Origin of the sequence: Pseudomonas hormoni (assembly GCF_018502625.1) — a bacterium.
GTDB lineage: Bacteria > Pseudomonadota > Gammaproteobacteria > Pseudomonadales > Pseudomonadaceae > Aquipseudomonas > Aquipseudomonas hormoni.
Genome location: NZ_CP075566.1, coordinates 2,060,721 through 2,077,127 on the forward strand (window position 1 = coordinate 2,060,721; position 16,407 = coordinate 2,077,127).

Below are 16,407 nucleotides of genomic sequence, written 5' to 3' on the forward strand. Positions count from 1 at the left end.
ACGATGACGCGGTTTTCCTGTAGGACCGAGGTGCCTTCTTCGCGGGCAAGCCTCGCTCCTACAAAGGCAATGCACAATGCGATAGCGACTAGTTGTCGTAACCGAGGTTCGGCGCCAACCACCGTTCAGTGACACTCAACTCCTGACCTTTACGCGACGTGTAGCTCTGCACCTGATCCTTGTCGACTTTGCCCACGGCGAAATACTGCGCCTGCGGGTGAGCGAAGTACCAGCCGCTGACTGCCGCCGCCGGGAACATTGCATAGTGTTCGGTGAGGAACACGCCGCTTCGACCGGCCTGCATTTCGCTGGCTTCAGGGTCGAGCAACGCGAACAGGGTGCTTTTCTCGGTGTGATCCGGGCAGGCCGGGTAGCCGGGAGCAGGGCGAATGCCGGTGTATTGCTCTTTGATCAGCGCTTCGTTGTCGAGGGTTTCGTCCTTCGCGTAGCCCCAGTGCTCTTTACGCACTTGCTGGTGCAACCACTCGGCGCACGCCTCGGCCAGGCGGTCGGCCAGGGCCTTGACCATGATCGAGTTGTAATCGTCGCCCGCGTCCTGATACGCCTTGGCCACTTCTTCGGCGCCGATGCCGGCGGTGGTGATGAAGCCACCCACGTAGTCGGTGATTTCGCTGTCCTTCGGTGCCACGAAGTCGGCCAGGGAGAAGTTCGGCTTGCCGTCGGTCTTGATGATCTGCTGGCGCAGGTGATGCAGCTTGGCCAGTGGCTTGCCGTCATCGCCGTAGACTTCGATGTCGTCGTCACGGACCTGATTGGCTGGCCAGAAACCGAACACCGCACGGGCGCTGATCAGTTTCTCGTCGATCAGTTTGGCCAGCATTTCCTGGGCGTCGGCGTACAGCGCCGTAGCGGCTTCACCGACCACTTCGTCTTCGAGGATGCGCGGGAATTTGCCGGCCAGGTCCCAGGAGATGAAGAACGGTGTCCAGTCGATGTATTCGGCCAGGACTTTCAGGTCAATGTTGTCCAGCACTTTGGAACCGGTGAACGTCGGTTTGACCGGCGCGTAAGTGCTCCAGTCGAACTGCGGCTTTTTGGCGATGGCCGCTGGGTAGCTCAGTCGTTCGGTACGGGCGCTGCGGTTGGCGGTGCGCTCGCGAACGTCGATGTATTCCAGACGGGTCTTCTCGACAAACGCCGGTTTCAACTCCTTGGACAGCAACTGCGTCGCCACGCCCACGGCGCGGGAGGCATCGGTGACGTAGATCACCGCGTCGTTGCTGTACTTCGGCTCGATCTTCACCGCGGTGTGCGCCTTGGACGTGGTCGCGCCACCGATCATCAACGGCAGGTAAAAGTCCTGACGCTGCATCTCGCGGGCCACGTGGACCATTTCATCCAGCGACGGCGTGATCAGGCCGGAGAGGCCAATGATGTCGCATTTCTGCTCCTTGGCCACTTGCAGGATCTTCTCCGCCGGCACCATCACGCCGAGGTCGACGATGTCGTAGCCGTTACAGCCCAGCACCACGCCGACGATGTTCTTGCCGATGTCGTGCACGTCGCCTTTCACCGTGGCCATGAGGATCTTGCCCTTGGCTTCCGGTTTGTCGCCTTTTTCCAGTTCGATGAACGGGATCAAGTGGGCCACGGCTTGCTTCATCACGCGGGCGGATTTCACCACCTGCGGCAGGAACATTTTGCCGGCGCCGAACAGGTCGCCGACGATGTTCATGCCGGACATCAGCGGGCCTTCGATCACTTCGATCGGGCGCGCAAACGACTGACGGGATTCCTCGGTGTCTTCAACAATGTGCGTGGTGATGCCCTTGACCAGTGCGTGCTCCAGACGCTTGTTGACGTCCCAGCTGCGCCACTCTTCGGTCTCGGCTTCCTTGACGCTGCCGTCGCCCTTGTACTTGTCGGCGATGGCGAGGAGGGCGTCGGTGCCTTCCGGGGTACGGTTGAGGATCACGTCTTCGACGGCGTCGCGCAGTTCCACCGGGATCTGGTCGTAGATCTCCAGCTGACCGGCGTTGACGATGCCCATGGTCAGGCCATTGCGGATCGCATACAGCAGGAACACCGAGTGAATCGCCTCACGCACCGGGTTGTTGCCACGGAACGAGAACGACACGTTGGATACGCCGCCCGAGGTCAGCGCATACGGCAGCTCGTCACGGATATAGGCGCAGGCGTTGATGAAGTCCACGGCGTAGTTGTTGTGTTCTTCGATACCGGTGGCCACAGCGAAGATGTTCGGGTCGAAGATGATGTCTTCCGGCGGGAAGCCGACTTCGTTGACCAGAATGTCGTAGGAGCGTTTGCAGATTTCTTTCTTGCGCGCTTCGGTGTCGGCCTGGCCGGCTTCGTCGAAGGCCATCACGACCACTGCGGCGCCGTAGCGCTTGCACAGTTTGGCGTGATGAATGAACTGCTCGACGCCTTCCTTCATGCTGATCGAGTTGACGATGCCCTTGCCTTGAATGCACTTGAGGCCGGCTTCGATCACTTCCCATTTGGAGGAGTCGATCATGATCGGCACGCGGGAGATGTCCGGTTCACCGGCAATCAGATTGAGGAAGGTGACCATCGCCTTCTTCGAATCGAGCATCCCTTCGTCCATGTTGATGTCGATTACCTGGGCGCCGGCCTCGACCTGCTGCAGGGCGACTTCCAGGGCTTCGGTGTAGTTGTCTTCGCGGATCAGGCGGGCGAATTTTGCCGAACCGGTGATGTTGGTGCGCTCACCGACGTTGACGAACAACGAGCTGCGATCGATGGTGAACGGCTCCAGGCCCGAGAGGCGGCAGGCCTTCGGAATGTCCGGGATTTCACGCGGCGCATAACCGGCCACGGCTTTGGCGATGGCTTCGATGTGACCCGGCGTGGTACCGCAGCAACCGCCGACGATGTTGAGGAAGCCGCTTTGGGCGAACTCTTCGATGACCTTGGCGGTTTCCGACGGCAGTTCGTCGTACTCGCCGAATTCGTTCGGCAGCCCGGCGTTCGGGTGCGCCGACACGTGGGTGCTGGCCTTGTTCGACAGCTCTTCCAGATACGGGCGCAGTTCACTGGCGCCCAGCGCGCAGTTCAAACCGACCGAAATAGGCTTGGCGTGGGCCACGGAGTTCCAGAACGCTTCGGTGGTCTGGCCCGACAGGGTACGGCCGGAGGCGTCGGTGATGGTGCCGGAAATCATGATCGGCAGCTCGACGCCCAGCTCTTCGAACACCCCTTGCACGGCGAAGATCGCGGCTTTGGCGTTGAGGGTGTCGAAAATGGTTTCGATCAGGATCAGGTCGGCGCCGCCTTCGATCAGGCCTTTGGTGGCCTCGGTGTAGTTCTCCACCAGTTCATCGAAGGTCACGTTGCGGTAACCAGGGTTGTTCACGTCCGGCGACAGCGAGCAGGTACGGCTGGTCGGACCGAGCACGCCGGCGACGAAGCGTGGCTTGTCCGGGTTCTCGAGGGTTTTCGCGTCGGTGATCTTGCGTGCCAGGCGAGCGCCTTCTACGTTCAGTTCGTAGGCCAGTTCTTCCATGCCGTAATCGGCCATGGAAATCCGGGTGGCGTTGAAGGTATTGGTTTCCAGAATGTCAGCGCCGGCATCCAGGTAGGCTTTTTCGATGCCGCCGATCACGTCCGGGCGCGTCAGCACCAACAGGTCGTTGTTGCCTTTGACATCGCTCGGCCAGTCGGCAAAGCGTTTGCCACGGTAGTCCTGCTCCTCGAGCTTGTAGCTCTGGATCATCGTGCCCATACCGCCATCGAGAATCAGGATGCGCTCTTTGAGGGCGTGCTTGAGAGCTTGAAGGCGAACACTGCGATCGGACATTGGGACTACTCGGAAAGACCATGATGAAGGGGCGGGATCATAACAAACCTGCGCGCTTTTAGAGCATATTCGGTTTTTGCATGAATACCGCTCATGTTGATGTGGGTGCTGTCCCGGTAGAATCGCGGCGTTTTTTCAAGGATCGGGAACAGGGACATGTCGTATCGCGTCGTCATCAGCAGTGTATTGCTGTTTTTAAGCTGGGGCGCCGTGGCGCAGGATCCGGCGATTTCTGCTGCCATTTCCTACAGTCGCGACATCCAACCGATCTTCACCGAAAAGTGCGTGGCCTGCCATGCCTGCAATGACGCCGCCTGTCAGCTCAATCTGGGCAGCGGCGAGGGTGCTGCGCGCGGCGCGTCGAAAGTCCCGGTCTACGACGGCGAACGCAGTCAGGTTGCCGCGCCGACCCGGTTATTTTATGACGCCTTCGGCAAGCACGCCTGGCAGCAAAAGGGTTTCTATCCAGTGCTCGACGCCCAGGGCAGCCAGGCCGCGTTGATGGCGCGGATGCTGGAACTGGGTCACAAAACGCCTCTGACGGCCAACGCCAAATTGCCCGAAGACATCGTCTTGGGTCTGAACCGTGAAAACCTGTGCGCGATGCCGGCCGAGTTCGACGGTTACGCCAGCGCGCATCCGAAGGAAGGCATGCCGCTGGCGGTGACCGGCCTGACCGATCAGCAGTACCAGACGCTGCAACGCTGGCTGGCCTCGGGCGCGCCGATCGACGAGCAAGGTCTGGTGCCGTCCGCGAAAGAAGCCTTGCAAGTGGTGCAGTGGGAAAACCTGCTCAACTCGCCGGGCGCCCGCCAGAGCCTGGTGGGGCGCTGGTTGTTCGAGCACTGGTTCCTCGCCCACATTTTCTTCAAGGAGGGCGAGCCGGGGCATTTCTTTCAGTGGGTGCGTTCGCGCACGCCCACCGGCCAGCCCATTGACCTGATCAACACGCGCCGCCCGAATGACGATCCCGGCACGCAGGTGTATTACCGTTTGTGGCCGGTACAGGGCGTGATTGTGCAGAAGACCCACATCACTTATCCGCTGAGCGCGGCGAAGATGGCGCGGATCAAAAGCCTGTTCTACAACGGCAACTGGCAGGTCAACGCCTTGCCGGGTTACGGGCCGGAACGCCGGGCCAATCCGTTCACCACGTTCGAGGCGATCCCGGCGCAGGCGCGTTATCAGTTCATGCTCGATAACGCCGAGTACTTCGTGCGCACCTTTATCCGCGGGCCGGTGTGCCGCGGCCAGATCGCCACCGACGTGATCCGCGATAACTTCTGGGCGCTGTTCCAGGCGCCGGAACACGATCTCTACATCATCGACCCGAACTACCGCGGGCAGGCCACGCCATTGCTGGCGATGCCGGGGCAGAACGATGACGTTGGCAGTGTGCTGAGCCTGTGGCATGACTATCGCGACAAGCGTAACGAGTACGAGGCACTACGCCGCGACAACTATGCCGATGCGCCCGCGCCGAGCTGGTCGACCTTGTGGGCTGGCAATGACAACGCGCTGCTGACCATCTTCCGGCATTTTGACAGCGCTTCGGTGAACAAGGGGCTGATCGGTGATGTGCCACAAACAATGTGGCTGTTCGATTTTCCCTTGCTGGAGCGCACGTATTATCAGTTGGCGGTCAACTTCGACGTGTTCGGCAACGTCTCGCATCAAGCGCAGACGCGCCTGTATTTCGACCTGATTCGCAACGGTGCCGAGCAGAATTTTCTGCGCCTGATGCCCGCCGATTCCCGGGATGGTTATCTCAACGACTGGTATCAGAGCAGCGGCAAATTCAAGATGTGGCTGGACTATGAAGCCATCGACAACGACAAACCGACGGCGCTGAAGCTCGACGAGAAAGACCCGAAGCGCGATTTTGCGATGCAGTTGCTGGCTCGCTACGGTGAACTCAACGCCAAGCCCGACCCGATCAACCGCTGCGACGGGGCTTATTGCTCGCGACCGAACATTGATCCGGACCTGCAAAGTGCCGAGCAGGCCTTGAGCCGCCTGGCTTCGCGTCCTGCCGCCGGGCTGAAAGTCATCGATCAGTTGCCGGAAGCAACAATGCTGCGTATCGAAACGGCGAGTGGCAAGCGTGAGGTTTACAGCCTGTTGCGCAACCGCGCGCACAGCAACGTGGCGTTCCTGCTGGGCGAGTCGCTGCGTTACCAGCCGGGGCTCGACACGCTTACGATCTTTCCGGGCGTGCTCAGCAGTTATCCAAACTTCATATTCAACATTCCCGCCGAAGAAGTGCCGGCGTTTGTCGAGGCGATGGAAAACGCCAAGGATGCCCATCGTTTCGAGAAAATCGTCGAACGCTGGGGGATTCGCCGTAGTCATCCGCAGTTCTGGTTTTATTTCCATGACCTGAGCCAGTACGTCCACGAAACCGATCTGGTGGAAGAGGGTGTGCTGGACATGAACCGCTACGAGAATCTTTGATCGACTTTTGATCCGACGCCGCTGTCCGAACTGTAGGAGCGAAGCTTGCTCGCGAAGAGGCCGGTACATTCAACATCATTGTTGGCTGATCGATCGCCTTCGCGAGCAAGCTTCGCTCCTACAGTGACCTTAAAGAATTGCGACGGGAGGGGCGGCCAATGTTGATTTCAGTGCAGGCACTGCGCGCGCTCGCGGCCTGGACGGTGGTTTGCCACCATTTCATGCAGATTTTCTTCGACTTCAAGGCCCGTGGGCCGATCGGTCAGATGTTCATCGACCGGGGCGCGGTGGGCGTCGATGTCTTCTTCGTCATCAGTGGTCTGGTGATATTCCTGTCCACCGAGGGCAAGTCGTTGCCGCCGGGGCGGTTTCTGCTGTATCGGCTGTTTCGCATCGTGCCGGCGTATTGGCTGTACACGGTGCTGATGGCGCTGGTCGTGGTATTCGCCCGGCCGGTGTTACCGGACCAGACGGTCGACTGGTCGCATTTCCTTCTGTCGTTGCTGTTCATTCCTACGGAAAATCCCGGCGGTTACGGGATTTATCCGACGCTCAATGTCGGCTGGACCCTTAACTACGAAATGCTCTTCTACGTGCTGTTTTCCTGGGCGTTGCTGTTCCGTTTGCAGGCACGGTTGCTGATCGTCGCGGCGCTGCTGTTTGCGGTGTGTCAGGCGTGGACCGGCTACGGCTGGATCAGTGAGTTTTATCGCTCGGACATTGTTTATGAGTTTCTGCTGGGGATTGCTATCGGCATGATCTACCGCCGTGGCTGGATCAAACCCGGTCTATGGCTGCCATTGCTGGGGATTGCCGGGGCGTTGCTGGCCATTTATTACCTGGCGCCGCAACCGCGATTTTTCGCCTGGGGCCTGCCGAGCGCAGTACTGGTCATGGCGTGCATGGCGCTGGAACGCTTTTTCGAGAACAGCAAGTTGTTGAAGCTGCTCGGCGATTGTTCCTACTCGGTGTACCTGATGCACGTGTTGGTGCTGTCTGCCGGAGGTTTTGTCGCACAGCGTTATGGCGTAAACCCTTACGTGATGTTTGCCGTTTGCGCTGCGACCATCGGCGTGGCGTCATGGGCAAGTTACGAATGGGTGGAAAAAAGCAGCTATCGGTGGCTTAAAGCGCGGATTGACGGCGAATCGTCTGGTCGTGGTGAACTGGCGCTTTCCCGACAAAAATACTAGGACTTTGTACGGCGCGATGATTGGCGTAAACTGCGCCCAAGCCTGCGAGGAGTTTCCATGACCGCTATTACCATCACCGACGCCGCCCACGATTACCTGGCTGATCTGCTCTCCAAGCAGAACACCCCGGGCATCGGCATCCGCGTCTTCATCACCCAGCCTGGCACCCAGTACGCCGAAACCTGCATTGCCTATTGCAAGCCGGGCGAAGAAAAACCCGAAGACACCGCGCTGGGGCTGAAAAGCTTCACCGCTTATATCGACTCGTTCAGCGAAGCTTTCCTGGACGACGCGGTGGTCGACTACGCCACCGACCGCATGGGCGGCCAGCTGACCATCAAGGCGCCAAACGCCAAAGTCCCGATGGTCAATGCCGACAGCCCGGTCAACGAGCGCATCAACTACTACCTGCAAACCGAGATCAATCCGGGGCTCGCCAGCCACGGCGGTCAGGTCAGCCTGATCGATGTGGTCGAAGACGGTATCGCCGTACTGAAGTTCGGCGGCGGTTGCCAGGGCTGCGGCCAGGCAGACGTCACCCTGCGTGAAGGCATCGAGCGCACCTTGCTCGAGCGCATTCCCGAGCTTAAGGGTGTTCGCGACGTGACCGACCATACGCAGAAAGAAAACGCCTACTACTAAGGTGTTCGCTGCAGAAACGAAAAAACGGCACTGTGGCGAGGGAGCTTGCTCCCGCTCGATTGCGAAGCAATCGCAAAGCAGCTAATGCATTTTTCCCGTGATGAGTGCGTTGGCTGATATTGGGACCGCTCCGCGGTCCAGCGGGAGCAAGCTCCCTCGCCACAGGAGCTTTAGGGCCGATACAAATGTGCATGCCCTGCACGGTAAAGCGATGACTCACTGAAGTGATCGCTACCCAACACCCGACCCACCAGAATCAACGCCGTACGCCGAAACCCCTTCGCCTCAACCTTCCCGGCAATATCCGCCAGCGTTCCCACTACCCAATCCTGATCCGGCCAGGTCGCCCGGTGTATCACCGCTATCGGGCAATCCGCCCCATAGTGCGGCAGCAATTCGGCGAGAATCTTTTGCAGATGATTCACCCCCAGGTGAATCGCCATGGTCGCCCCATGCTGCGCCAGATTCCCCAGTTCTTCGCCGGCGGGCATCGCAGTCTTGTCGGCGTAGCGAGTCAGAATCACGCTCTGGGACACGTCCGGCAGCGTCAGCTCCGCGCCCAAAAGCGCCGCACAGGCCGCCGTGGCGGTGACACCGGGAATAATCTCAAACGGAATATCGAGTTCACGCAGGTAGCGAATCTGTTCGCCAATCGCGCCATAAAGGCTTGGGTCGCCGGAATGCACCCGCGCCACATCCTGGCCATTGGCATGGGCAGTCTTGATCAGTTCGATGATTTGTTCCAGGTGCAGTTCGGCGCTGTTGACCACCTGTTCGGCGCAATGGCCTTCCAGTACGGCGGCGGGCACCAGGGAACCGGCGTAAATGATTACCGGGCAGCTACGGATCAGTCGCTGGCCTTTGACGGTGATCAGTTCCGGGTCGCCGGGACCTGCGCCAATGAAGTAGACGGTCATCGTCGTTTCCTGTCAAAAAAGGGGCGGGGCAAGGCTTCAGATGAAGATTGCTCATGATCGAAGGCGGGGATTATCGAGGATTTTACGCAGCGCAGGCCAATGCCAGGGTCGCCTGGGCATATTTTTGCCGCGAAATCAGCAGTTTTGCCGGTGCCTGAATCAGGTGTTCCGCGAGGGCGAGGGCGGCACTTTCCGCTACGCCGTAGCAGCCGGTGCGCTCAAAGGCGATGTCCGAACGGTGGCTGAGTCGCGGTTCATAGCCGGTCAATTGCTCGCTGCTGAAGTACATCAAGGGCAGCTTGAGTTGTGCAGCGAGTTCGATCAGGCCAGGTTCGTCGCGCTTCAGGTCGATGCTGGCCAGGGCCTTGATCTGGTGAAGTCCGATTTGATGCGCCTGTAACGCCTGATCGAGTAACGCCCGCAGCGTACTGACAGGGCAGCCGCGCTGGCAGCCCAGGCCGACCACTAAAGTCGGCGCTGTGCTGGAATCCGTCATGCGTGGTATTGGCCATCGCTTTTGCGGCGGAACAACCAGGCGCTGATCAGGCCCAGGGCCAGCCAGAACGCCACGTTGGTCAGCTGCGAAGCGATTTTGAACTGGGCTTCCAGGGCTTCCGGCGCGAGCATCGAGTGCACTTCCGGTTGTGGCGCGCCGATCACGTGAGGAACGGCGAGAATCGCCACGCCCAGGATCTTCATCAGCCAGTGACGGCTGAACACGATCAGCGCGATGCCGACAGCGGTGGACGCTGCCGTGCCGATCCACCAGATTTGCCGTTGTGCCAGGTCCGCCGCGGCAGTGCCCGGCAATTCCGGCGGCAGGCCCAGGGTCGGCGCAAGTACAAATGTCGCGTAACCGGCGAGGCCCCAGAGCAGGCCCTGGGAGGTTTTGGTTGGCGCACGCAAGGTGTAGAGGCCGGCGAGCATCAGGGCGAAACCCACTGCAACCACCAGGTTGCCGCCGGTCGTCGACAGCACACGCTGCCAGCCGTCTTCCGGTTCCCAGGCTTCGGCATCGTGGGTGTGAGCGGCGGTACCGGCGGCGTGTTCGTGAACTTCAACAGCGGCCGGCTCGGATTTTTCGTAAGTCTCGGCCTGCAGAATCAGCGGGGCGACCCAGAAACTTTGCAGCAGGGTCAGCAACAGGGCGGCCAGCAGCCCGGTGAAACCTGCGGTTTGCGCAATACGCTTGATCATGTTGGCAGGTCTCAATGGCACGGGAAGGCCGAGCTGTGACGGGTATCGTGCGCGGCGTTGTGCACCGCTTCGATGTGCGAGAAACCGGCGAAATACACCAGGCACGCGCCAAGGATCGATGCGCATACGGCAGCGGTCAGGCGTTGGCTCAGGGTCGTGGTGGTGCTGGCGGTCGTGTGGCCGGTGCTGCTGATGATCGACATGGCGCTTCCCTCTGGTCTGTCAGCGGGTGAATAGAGCGCATGGAAGATCCCTGCAAATCGGGCTCGCAGAGATTCAAACAGCGCCCGCCCACCGCGGGTTTGTTATTCAGTGAACGTAATCGTCACTTTGTGTTGCGGGCCGGTCTCCGGGCTCGCGAGGGGCTTTGGCATTCACCGAAACCTGCAAGCGTCACCTTCCCATGCCGAACTGCTGGCACAGTGGATCTGACGCTTCGCTCGCTTACCGTTGCGGGGGCAGCACCGGACTGACATGGCTTTGAGTAAAGCACATGATTCACCGGTTTCCCGTTTCACCCTGTGAAGGGCACCCGTAACAAGGTGTGTAGGAGAGCATGGGCGGGGGTTGGGCGTCAATTGGCAGGGGTTCTCAACTCTGAATCCGGGGAACGATTACTGTGGCGAGGGAGCTTGCTCCCGCTGGGTTGCGAAGCGACCCCCGACATTGCTTCAGACATAACTCGCAAGCAGGTATTACGGCGGCTTCGCCGCCGAGCGGGAGCAAGCTCCCTCGCCACAGGGGACTGCAAGCAACTGACGGACATTGACCCGCTTCGACACCATGCGTAGCCTTGCGCTTTCGAGGTTCTTCGGCGTTTGCCGAAGCTAAGAAGGGAACGCGGTCGATGCCGCGGCTGCCCCCGCAACTGTGAACGGTGATGTTCGCTGCCACGCCACTGCACGCTCCAGCCCTGGAGCCCGCGGGAAGGCGCAGCAAACGCCAGTCTAGCGACAGGCACACCGTCAGCCAGGAGACCTGCCTCGACACGAATTCTCACTACAACCGGGCGGGGTGATCCGGTGGCGAAATCTTCCGCGCGCCTGCCTGTGCAGCAGCGGTCGTCGTCCCGTATGCCCGCCACCTTGCCAAAGGGCATCCGATGAAAACACTGGCCAAACTCCCCGTCACCATCGTTACCGGCTTCCTCGGCTCGGGCAAAACCACCTTGCTGCGGCACATGCTCGACAACGCTCAGGGCCGCCGCATCGCGGTGATCGTCAACGAGTTCGGCGAACTGGGCATCGACGGCGAAATCCTCAAGCAATGCTCCATCGGTTGCACCGAAGAAGAAGCCAGCGGCCGGGTCTACGAACTGGCCAACGGCTGCCTGTGCTGCACCGTCCAGGAAGAATTCTTCCCGGTGATGCGCGAACTCGTCGCTCGTCGCGGCGACCTTGACCACATCCTGATCGAAACCTCTGGCCTGGCCCTGCCAAAGCCTTTGGTTCAAGCCTTCCAGTGGCCGGAAATCCGCAGCGCCTGCACCGTGGACGCGGTCATCACCGTGGTCGACAGCCCGGCCGTTGCCGCGGGTACTTTCGCCGCCTTCCCGGACCAGGTCGACGCCCAGCGCAAACTCGACCCGAACCTGGACCACGAATCGCCCCTGCACGAACTGTTCGCCGACCAACTGGCCAGCGCCGACCTGGTGATTCTCAACAAGGCCGACCTGATCAGCCCGGAAGACCTGGCCCGCGTACGCCTGGAAGTCGCCGAAGAACTGCCGCCGGCGGTGAAAGTCATCGAAGCCAGCAGCGGTCGCCTGCCACTGGACGTACTGATCGGCCTCGGTGCCGGTTCCGAAGAACACATCGACAGCCGTCACAGCCATCACGATCACCACCATGAAGGCGAAGATGATCACGATCACGACGCGTTCGACTCCATTTCCATCGAACTGCCACAAGCCGACGAAAGCCTGCTGCTGGACGCCCTGACCCAATTGGTGGTCAAGCACGGCATTCTGAGGGTCAAGGGTTTCGCCGCAATCCCGAACAAACCGATGCGTCTGCTGATCCAGGGCGTGGGCACGCGTTTCGACAAGCATTTCGATCGTCAGTGGGGCGCCGATGAAGCGCGCACCACGCGTCTGGTGTTGATCGGTCAGGAGCTGGACGCCGTGCAACTCGAAGCGCAACTGCGCGCCGCGCTCAGCGTTTAACCCATGCACCTGCTCAGGACCCAGCCCGGCGGTTTCGTGTCGGACGACAACATTGCCGACCTTGGACAAACCCCCGCCGAGCTGGTGATCCTGTGCAGCGGCGACTCCAGCCTGGCGCTGCTCGCCGAAGCGGCGCAGCAGTTGCCGGACGATTACCCGAGCATGCGTCTGGCCAACCCGATGCAGGTACAAAACCACGCGTCGGTCGACCTGTATGTCGATGAAGTGCTGCGCCACGCCAAGGTGATTTTGATCTCGTTGCACGGCGGCATCGCTTATTGGCGTTACGGCGTCGAGCGTCTGGTCGAGCTTTCGCAGCGCGGCGTGCAGCTGATTCTGGTGCCCGGCGATGATCGTCCGGACCCGGAGCTCAGCGACCTGAGCACGGTGATGCCTGAAGACCGCGATCGGCTCTGGCATTACCTGCGCCAGGGCGGCATGGCCAACGCCCTCGACCTGTTTCGCTGCCTGGCCAATCGCTGGCTGGATCGCGACTATGCCTGGGCCGAGCCACAAACCCTGCCGCGCACCGCGATCTACCACCCGCAAAAAAGCCCCGCCGCATTGAGTGATTGGCAAGCCGACTGGCAAGCCGGTCAACCGGTGGCGGCGGTGCTGTTTTACCGCTCGCATTTGCAGGCGGCGAACACCGCGTTCATCGATGTTTTCTGCCAGCGTTTGCAAGCGGCGGGGTTGAACCCCTTGCCGATTGCCGTGGCCAGTTTGAAAGAGCCCGGCTGCCTGACGGTGGTCGAGGACTGGTTGGATGAGGTCGAAGCAGGGGTGATTCTCAACACCACTGGTTTCGCCCAATCCAGCCCAGAAGCGCCGCATTTACGACCGTTTCGCCGTAATATCCCGGTGATCCAGGCCATCTGCGCCCAGGACAACGAACCGGGTTGGCGTGCCAGCGAACAGGGCCTCGGCCCGCGGGATCTGGCGATGCACATCGCGCTGCCGGAACTGGACGGGCGGATCATCAGCCGCCCAATCAGCTTCAAGGACCTGGCGTGGCGCAGCGAACGCAGTCAGTCCGATGTGGTCTGCTACCGGCCACAACCGGAACGCATGGATTTTGTCGCCGAACTGGCGCGACGCTGGATCGATCTGGCGCGGGTGCCGAACAGCGAAAAACGCATCGCCCTGATCCTCGCCAATTACCCGACCCGTGACGGCCGCATCGGCAATGGCGTGGGCCTCGATACCCCTGCCGCAGCGTTGAACATCCTCCGCGCGTTGCACGCAGAAGGTTATCCGCTGCCCGCCGAGCTCCCGGACAGCGGCACCGCGTTGATCCAGCAATTGCTCGGTGGTGTCAGCAACGACCTCGACACCCTCGACCAGCGTCCGTGTCATCAAAGCCTGGCGCTGGACGACTACAACTCGATGTTCGACGCCTTGCCCGAGGCCAACCGCCAAGCCGTGCTGGAGCGCTGGGGCGCGGCCGAAAGCGATCCGATGTTCCGCGGCGGACGGATGATGATTGCCGGGCTGCGTTTCGGCCTGACCTTCATCGGCATTCAACCGGCGCGCGGGTATCAGGTTGATCCGAGCGCGGTCTATCACGACCCGGACCTGGTGCCGCCCCACGGCTATCTGGCGTTCTACTTCTGGTTGCGCAACACCTACGGTGCTCACGGCGTGATCCACGTCGGCAAGCACGGCAACCTCGAATGGCTGCCGGGCAAAGGCGTCGGGCTGTCGGAGAACTGCTGGCCGGACGCGTTGCTCGGGCCGCTGCCGAACATCTATCCGTTTATCGTCAACGATCCGGGCGAGGGCGCCCAGGCCAAGCGTCGCACCCAGGCGGTGATCATCGATCACCTGATGCCACCGCTGACCCGCGCCGAAACTTACGGCCCGCTGCGCAACCTTGAGTTGCTGGCCGACGAATATTACGAAGCGCAATTGCTTGATCCGCGTCGCGCCCGGGAGTTGCAGCGTGACATCCTGCAACTGGTGCGCGACACGCACATCGACCGCGAGCTGCAACTGGACGAGAAGCTCGACAGCGATGCCGATGCGGCGATCTGGTTGCCGCGCCTCGACACTTACCTGTGCGATTTGAAAGAGTCGCAGATCCGTGACGGCCTGCACATCTTTGGCGAGTCGCCGACCGGACGGTTGCGCATCGATACGTTGCTGGCGCTGTTGCGCATTCCCCGTGGCGATGGCCGTGGGGCGCAATCGAGTCTGTTGCGGGCGTTGGCCAAGGCCTTTGAATTGGGTTTCGATCCGCTGGATTGTGCGTTGTCCGAGCCTTGGGTTGGGCCTCGGCCGGATGCCTTGTCAGCGATCAGCGATGAACTTTGGCGCACCGCAGGCGATACCCGCGAACGCCTGGAACTGTTCGCCGCGCAACTGATCTCGCAGACTTTGAACCCCAACCTCCAACCCGGTGGGAACGAGCCTTTGTGGCGAGGGAGCTTGCTCCCGCTGGTTCGCGAAGCGGACCCGGAAAATGGGACTGCTGCGCAGTCCAGCGAGAGCAAGCTCCCTCGCCACAAAAGCCTGCTCCCACAGGAGGCGAGTTGGGATGAGGTTGGCGCCATCCTCGACAACCTGCACGAATTGGTCGCGCCGCGACTGGACGCCTGCGGCCCGGCTGAAATGCGCGGTCTGCTCGACGCCCTCAGCGGTCGTTTCGTTCCGGCCGGCCCTAGCGGCGCGCCAAGTCGCGGTCGCCTGGACGTGCTGCCGACCGGGCGCAATTTCTATTCGGTGGACGTGCGCAACCTGCCGACCACCACTGCGTGGCGCATCGGTTTCCAGTCGGCGAACCTGATTCTTGAGCGGCACTTGCAGGATAACGGTGATCACCTGCGTCAGCTCGGCCTGTCGGTCTGGGGCACTGCGACCATGCGCACCGGCGGCGATGACATCGCGCAAGCCATGGCGCTGATGGGCGTGCGCCCGGTCTGGGCGACGGGCAGTCAGCGCGTCGATGATTTTGAGATTCTGCCGCTGAGTCTGCTGGACCGTCCGCGGGTCGACGTGACCTTGCGCGTGTCCGGTTTTTTCCGTGATGCGTTTGCCAACCTGATCCGTCTGTTCGACGCCGCCGTGCAAGCGGTCGCCGCGCTGGATGAGCCGGACGATCTCAATCCATTGGCCGCCAAGGTTCGCGCCGAGCGTGAAACGCTGCTGCAATCGGGGCTCGATGAGGAGGCGGCCAGGCGTCAGGCCGGTTGGCGCATCTTCGGTGCCAAACCCGGCGCTTATGGCGCGGGTGTGCAAGGCGCCATTGACGGGCGTCTGTGGCAAAGCCGCGAGGACCTGGCCGAGGTGTACCTGAACTGGGGCGGCTACGCTTACGGCGGCTCCGACGAAGGCACCACCGCCCGCGAACAGTTCGCCCAACGCCTGAGCCAGGTTCAGGCCGTGCTGCAAAACCAGGATAACCGCGAGCATGACTTGCTCGATTCCAACGACTATTACCAGTTCCAGGGCGGCATGCTCGCCGCCGTGGAAAGCCTGAGCGGCGAAACGGCCGCCAGCTACCATGGCGATCACAGTCAGCCGGACCTGCCGAAGATTCGCACGTTGAAGGAAGAGCTGAACCGGGTGATACGCTCGCGGGCGGCCAATCCGAAGTGGATCGACGGCGTGAAGCGCCACGGCTACAAAGGCGCGTTTGAACTGGCGGCCACGGTCGATAACCTGTTTGCCTTCGACGCGACGACGCAGTTGATCGACGATCACCAGTACGCGTTGCTGGCGGATGCGTATTTGCTGGACCCGGCGACGCGGGAGTTTGTGCGCGAACATAATCCGCATGCCTTGCGCGACATGACCGAGCGCATGCTGGAAGCGCAGCAGCGCGGGATGTGGAAGGAACCGGGCGAGTACCGCGAGGCGCTGGAGAATTTGTTGCTGGATATAGAAGAAGACAGCTGATGCAAACCGGGAACCCTGTGGCGAGGGAGCTTGCTCCCGCTCGGCTGCGAGGCAGTCGTAAAACCTGAGAACGCGGTGTGCCTGACAGAATGTGCTTTCAGGTATTGGGGCTGCTGCGCAGCCCAGCGGGAGCAAGCTCCCTCG

General features: G+C 61.2%; 10 protein-coding genes and 2 riboswitches. Of the genes, 5 read left to right on the forward strand and 5 right to left on the reverse strand.

Annotation, left to right across the window (positions count from 1 at the left end):
- Positions 1 to 88: 88 nt before the first annotated feature.
- The gene (gene metH / locus KJF94_RS09715; protein ID WP_214382926.1) at positions 89 to 3,799 is read right to left on the reverse strand and encodes a methionine synthase; all 3,711 of its coding nucleotides are present in this window, start codon (positions 3,797 to 3,799) and stop codon (positions 89 to 91) included.
- Between the two features lie 156 nt (positions 3,800 to 3,955).
- Between metH and KJF94_RS09720 the strand changes: the two genes are divergently transcribed.
- From KJF94_RS09720 to nfuA, 3 genes are all read left to right on the forward strand, one after another.
- Positions 3,956 to 6,253: a fatty acid cis/trans isomerase gene (locus tag KJF94_RS09720; RefSeq protein ID WP_214382928.1), complete on the forward strand. Its 2,298-nt coding sequence runs from the start codon at positions 3,956 to 3,958 to the stop codon at positions 6,251 to 6,253.
- Between the two features lie 158 nt (positions 6,254 to 6,411).
- Positions 6,412 to 7,446, forward strand: a complete 1,035-nt coding sequence (locus tag KJF94_RS09725) for an acyltransferase family protein (protein ID WP_214382931.1) — start codon at positions 6,412 to 6,414, stop codon at positions 7,444 to 7,446.
- A 57-nt stretch (positions 7,447 to 7,503) separates the two neighbouring features.
- On the forward strand, positions 7,504 to 8,088 hold the full coding sequence (nfuA, locus tag KJF94_RS09730) for a Fe-S biogenesis protein NfuA (protein ID WP_007898222.1): 585 nt from the start codon (positions 7,504 to 7,506) through the stop codon (positions 8,086 to 8,088).
- Positions 8,089 to 8,258: 170 nt separating this feature from the next.
- Here nfuA and cobM read toward each other — a convergent pair whose 3' ends face one another.
- The 4 genes from cobM to KJF94_RS09750 form a co-directional block, all read right to left on the reverse strand.
- Positions 8,259 to 9,005, reverse strand: coding sequence for a precorrin-4 C(11)-methyltransferase (gene cobM, locus KJF94_RS09735; RefSeq protein WP_214382933.1), 747 nt, complete (start codon positions 9,003 to 9,005; stop codon positions 8,259 to 8,261).
- A gap of 82 nt (positions 9,006 to 9,087) precedes the next feature.
- The gene (locus KJF94_RS09740) at positions 9,088 to 9,501 is read right to left on the reverse strand and encodes a cobalamin biosynthesis protein (RefSeq protein ID WP_214382935.1); all 414 of its coding nucleotides are present in this window, start codon (positions 9,499 to 9,501) and stop codon (positions 9,088 to 9,090) included.
- Entirely contained in the window at positions 9,498 to 10,202 is a 705-nt protein-coding gene (locus tag KJF94_RS09745) for a CbtA family protein (protein WP_214382936.1), read from the reverse strand. The genes KJF94_RS09740 and KJF94_RS09745 overlap by 4 nt, the downstream gene beginning before the upstream one ends.
- An 11-nt stretch (positions 10,203 to 10,213) precedes the next feature.
- Entirely contained in the window at positions 10,214 to 10,405 is a 192-nt protein-coding gene (locus tag KJF94_RS09750) for a CbtB domain-containing protein (protein WP_214382938.1), read from the reverse strand.
- Positions 10,406 to 10,525: 120 nt separating this feature from the next.
- A riboswitch (cobalamin riboswitch) is annotated at positions 10,526 to 10,753 on the reverse strand.
- Between the two features lie 236 nt (positions 10,754 to 10,989).
- Positions 10,990 to 11,202: riboswitch (cobalamin riboswitch) on the forward strand.
- 102 nt (positions 11,203 to 11,304) lie between these two features.
- On the opposite strand from KJF94_RS09750, the gene cobW reads away from it, so the two are divergent.
- Positions 11,305 to 12,366 carry a cobalamin biosynthesis protein CobW gene (gene cobW / locus KJF94_RS09755; protein WP_214382940.1) on the forward strand — a complete coding sequence of 354 codons (1,062 nt, stop codon included), beginning with the start codon at positions 11,305 to 11,307 and terminating at the stop codon, positions 12,364 to 12,366.
- 3 nt (positions 12,367 to 12,369) lie between these two features.
- Positions 12,370 to 16,263 carry a cobaltochelatase subunit CobN gene (cobN, locus tag KJF94_RS09760; protein ID WP_214382942.1) on the forward strand — a complete coding sequence of 1,298 codons (3,894 nt, stop codon included), beginning with the start codon at positions 12,370 to 12,372 and terminating at the stop codon, positions 16,261 to 16,263.
- Positions 16,264 to 16,407 lie beyond the last annotated feature (144 nt).

Excerpts from the sequence above, each read along its gene's own strand:
- metH (WP_214382926.1), bottom strand. The coding sequence starts at position 3,799 with ATGTCCGATCGCAGTGTTCGCCTTCAAGCTCTCAAGCACGCCCTCAAA.
- KJF94_RS09720 (WP_214382928.1), top strand. The coding sequence starts at position 3,956 with ATGTCGTATCGCGTCGTCATCAGCAGTGTATTGCTGTTTTTAAGCTGG.
- KJF94_RS09725 (WP_214382931.1), top strand. The coding sequence starts at position 6,412 with ATGTTGATTTCAGTGCAGGCACTGCGCGCGCTCGCGGCCTGGACGGTG.
- nfuA (WP_007898222.1), top strand. The coding sequence starts at position 7,504 with ATGACCGCTATTACCATCACCGACGCCGCCCACGATTACCTGGCTGAT.
- cobM (WP_214382933.1), bottom strand. The coding sequence starts at position 9,005 with ATGACCGTCTACTTCATTGGCGCAGGTCCCGGCGACCCGGAACTGATC.
- KJF94_RS09740 (WP_214382935.1), bottom strand. The coding sequence starts at position 9,501 with ATGACGGATTCCAGCACAGCGCCGACTTTAGTGGTCGGCCTGGGCTGC.
- KJF94_RS09745 (WP_214382936.1), bottom strand. The coding sequence starts at position 10,202 with ATGATCAAGCGTATTGCGCAAACCGCAGGTTTCACCGGGCTGCTGGCC.
- KJF94_RS09750 (WP_214382938.1), bottom strand. The coding sequence starts at position 10,405 with ATGTCGATCATCAGCAGCACCGGCCACACGACCGCCAGCACCACCACG.
- cobW (WP_214382940.1), top strand. The coding sequence starts at position 11,305 with ATGAAAACACTGGCCAAACTCCCCGTCACCATCGTTACCGGCTTCCTC.
- cobN (WP_214382942.1), top strand. The coding sequence starts at position 12,370 with ATGCACCTGCTCAGGACCCAGCCCGGCGGTTTCGTGTCGGACGACAAC.